The organism is Phocaeicola plebeius DSM 17135, assembly GCF_000187895.1.
In the GTDB taxonomy this organism is placed as follows: Bacteria; Bacteroidota; Bacteroidia; order Bacteroidales; family Bacteroidaceae; genus Phocaeicola; species Phocaeicola plebeius.
Map to the genome: position 1 here is coordinate 2298 of NZ_DS990117.1, position 2947 is coordinate 5244.

Below are 2947 nucleotides of genomic sequence, written 5' to 3' on the forward strand. Positions count from 1 at the left end.
AGTGACTCGCCCTGTGGTGGATTCGTATCATGCAAAAAAGAGAGTAAGTCAACAGGAAACCTTAGCCCAATATTGACCTCTTTATATGGTTTTATAACAGAAGGAAAATTAACTTCGTCAATATCTACAAGAGAAATGCACTGTACGTTTTTTTCTCCAATTATAAGATTTTCTTCTCTTGCTTTGATATTTTTTAGGCTTACTGTTTGCTGATTGAAATTGATAGATAGAAATCTTTTTATATATATTTCTATTTCATTTTCATTTAATAGTTTAGCTCTTATTCCTCTGTTAGCGAATAGTCCTAATACTTTTGTGATGTTTCTAATAAAAGTATCAAACCTTCGAGGGTCAAAAGAAAAGAATTTAGACCTTTCTACTTCTCCTGTAATAACAAGATAAGTAGAAATATCAGTATATATTCGTCCTTTAAAATGTTCAAAATAACGATTTGATAAATAGTCGTTCTTCCTATTCTGGGGTGGTAAAAATGATTTTTTACATAGAATATCCTGTTTTTGTATTCTATATCCAGTTCCTAATACTTTGAGGATATTAGTAAATAAGTGGTGAAAATCATAGTAAGCATCCATATCTGCTGAATACTGTATTATAGGATTTTCACATTTAAATGATAACAGAATAGTCGCCCCTTCGGTTATAGAATATAGGAGTATTGTCTATTGTTTCAATACCAATATAAGGAGCTTCAAATTCACTTTTCTTTTTCATAAGCTTTTATTTTTTTCTATCTCTTATAAAAGTGCGTGATACTATATATATGCCTTTTCGTTTATCTTTCCTGTGAAGCCCTTTTCTTTGTAATTGCGATGTTATTCCTAACCCTCCAAACATAACTATTACAAGAGTTATACCTCCCCACATAAAAGAAGCCAGAGTAGAAACAATAGCACATAAAAGTAAAGCACTAATAATACAAGCTCCACCGATATATATGAACTTGCCTTTAAATCCTTTGAAAATAAGGGGCTTTTGTAGCCCCTTATATACATTGTAACTTGGATACTCTTTCGACATATTAGATTCCGAAGAATGCTTTTACGACAACACCTGATACAACCAGAAAGATACATGACCCCATCCAGCCCATAACAGCCTTTTGTACATCTTGGTCACCAGAGTTCCATTTTAAATAAACTCGCACTGCTCCAACTAATCCTACTAGACCTCCTAGTATCATCATCATGTTTCCTAGGGGGTCCATGTAGGTTGCAAGTTCAGAACTAGCTGCATCAATTCCCGCAGCACCTTGTGCAAAAGTGTTAGTTACTACCATTATGCTAATGGCTAAAGCGAATGCTCTTTGAGCAATTTTTGAAAAAAACTTTTTCATTTGAATAAAAATTAGTTGTTTATTTGTTAAAATTTACGTGTGAAAACATGCTTTTCCCTTTAGCAAGAAGTTGTTCCATTGGAATACCTTGTGTTTCAACTTCCATTTCAATAGATTCATTTACAGATACATAATTCTGTTCAGATTCTTTTTTTTCATCTTCTTTTTCGTATGAGCCTGTTTCAAAATCTTCATCTACAACTTTGTGAGGGTATTTCTTCTTCCTCTCCTATTGAAATAATTTCTTCTTCTTCACCTGTATTGGTTTTGCTTTGCTTTAGGAAAGCATCATACAGGATGTTTGCAGCGTAGTAAACTACATAAATGGCAAATACAGCCATGATAAATTGTGAATAACTCATATTCTTAAATTTAAAAGTTTCATTAATCGACCCTTTTTCTGTACTAAAGAAAACGGTTCTTTTTTTGCTTAATCAAAGAACTTATGTCGCTACGGTGTTTAGTTAACCAATCTTCCAAAATAAACGAAACTAAAGATGAAATAGGTATTTTGGCTTTAGCTTTGAGCAACCCAAACACCTCTTTTACATCTGTATCAACATATAGAACTTCCTTGCAATTATAATTTTTTCCTTTAATGTACTCTAATAAGTCCGTCAAATCCATTTCACTAGAGCCATTAAAATTAAAAACTTCCGAAGAAGTTGTTTCCATTTCTACATGAAGTGGTTCTTTCTCCTCTTCAACTTCATATTTAGCTTCTTGAATAGGAGCTTCATTTATACTACTCCCATGCAATTCTTCACCTCTTATCATTTTAGCTATTTCCAGAACACTAGAAATACCTTCATTTTGCTTTTTCCTTAATTTATCAGCCATGTGCAAATATATACAATAAATGAATAACTTTATAACAAATATCTATTAAAAGAATATTTTATTTTATTGCTCCTTCTTGAATGATATAATCATAAGCATTCTTCACCTTATCAATACACTCATTACTAATTGCTAATGTATTTATACGTTCCATAGCAACAGAAGCTGGTATTTCATCTGTAACAAAACCAACTTGCTTAAGAATATCAACTACCTGTTCTTTTGTTTCATATCTTACCGCAGTTCTCATATTGTTAGGTAAAAAGAATATTTTAGCTTTTACATTTAAATACTGTAACACTTGGATAAAAAAACCTGTACTATCCATTGTAAATTTATCGTATTTAAATGGGCATATTATTATATCCGCAGCTTTAAGAATAGTTCCCAGAGCATCATCATCAATCTTACCAGGCAAATCTATTAATAGATTTCCTTGCTCAACCTTAGTAAAATCACTAATAATTTTAGCAACATTAGATATATCGGTTTGTATAACCTCATATTTAGGTTCATTATCATAGGTCGCAATATCTTCTTTTCTTCTATCCGATAATGAACGCTGAAAATCTAAATCCAATACTAGAACTTCTTTTCCTTTTTCTACTAGATAGTTGGCAAATTGTATGCAATTAGTCGTTTTACCACAACCGCCTTTCTGATTCCCAAATAATATTATCATATCTTACTTATATTTATTAATTTTGTTGCTGTCCTCTTTTCTTTTTCCTATTAGGAGATTTATCTTGCTGT

At 31.6% G+C, this 2947-nt stretch carries 4 protein-coding genes and 2 pseudogenes; all 6 read right to left on the minus strand.

Going from position 1 to position 2947, the window contains the following annotated elements:
- Window positions 1–732, minus strand: a pseudogene (locus BACPLE_RS00010) (conjugal transfer protein TraG); the annotation flags it as partial.
- A 6-nt stretch (window positions 733–738) separates the two neighbouring features.
- The gene (locus tag BACPLE_RS00015) at window positions 739–1038 is read right to left on the minus strand and encodes a hypothetical protein (protein ID WP_004295371.1); all 300 of its coding nucleotides are present in this window, start codon (window positions 1036–1038) and stop codon (window positions 739–741) included.
- 1 nt (window position 1039) lies between these two features.
- Window positions 1040–1354, minus strand: a complete 315-nt coding sequence (locus tag BACPLE_RS00020; RefSeq protein WP_004295370.1) for a DUF4134 domain-containing protein — start codon at window positions 1352–1354, stop codon at window positions 1040–1042.
- A gap of 19 nt (window positions 1355–1373) precedes the next feature.
- Window positions 1374–1716, minus strand: a pseudogene (locus BACPLE_RS19830) (hypothetical protein).
- Between the two features lie 43 nt (window positions 1717–1759).
- Window positions 1760–2194: a hypothetical protein gene (locus tag BACPLE_RS00030; RefSeq protein ID WP_007557648.1), complete on the minus strand. Its 435-nt coding sequence runs from the start codon at window positions 2192–2194 to the stop codon at window positions 1760–1762.
- 58 nt (window positions 2195–2252) lie between these two features.
- Window positions 2253–2876 carry a ParA family protein gene (locus tag BACPLE_RS00035; protein ID WP_004295355.1) on the minus strand — a complete coding sequence of 208 codons (624 nt, stop codon included), beginning with the start codon at window positions 2874–2876 and terminating at the stop codon, window positions 2253–2255.
- Window positions 2877–2947: the final 71 nt, after the last annotated feature.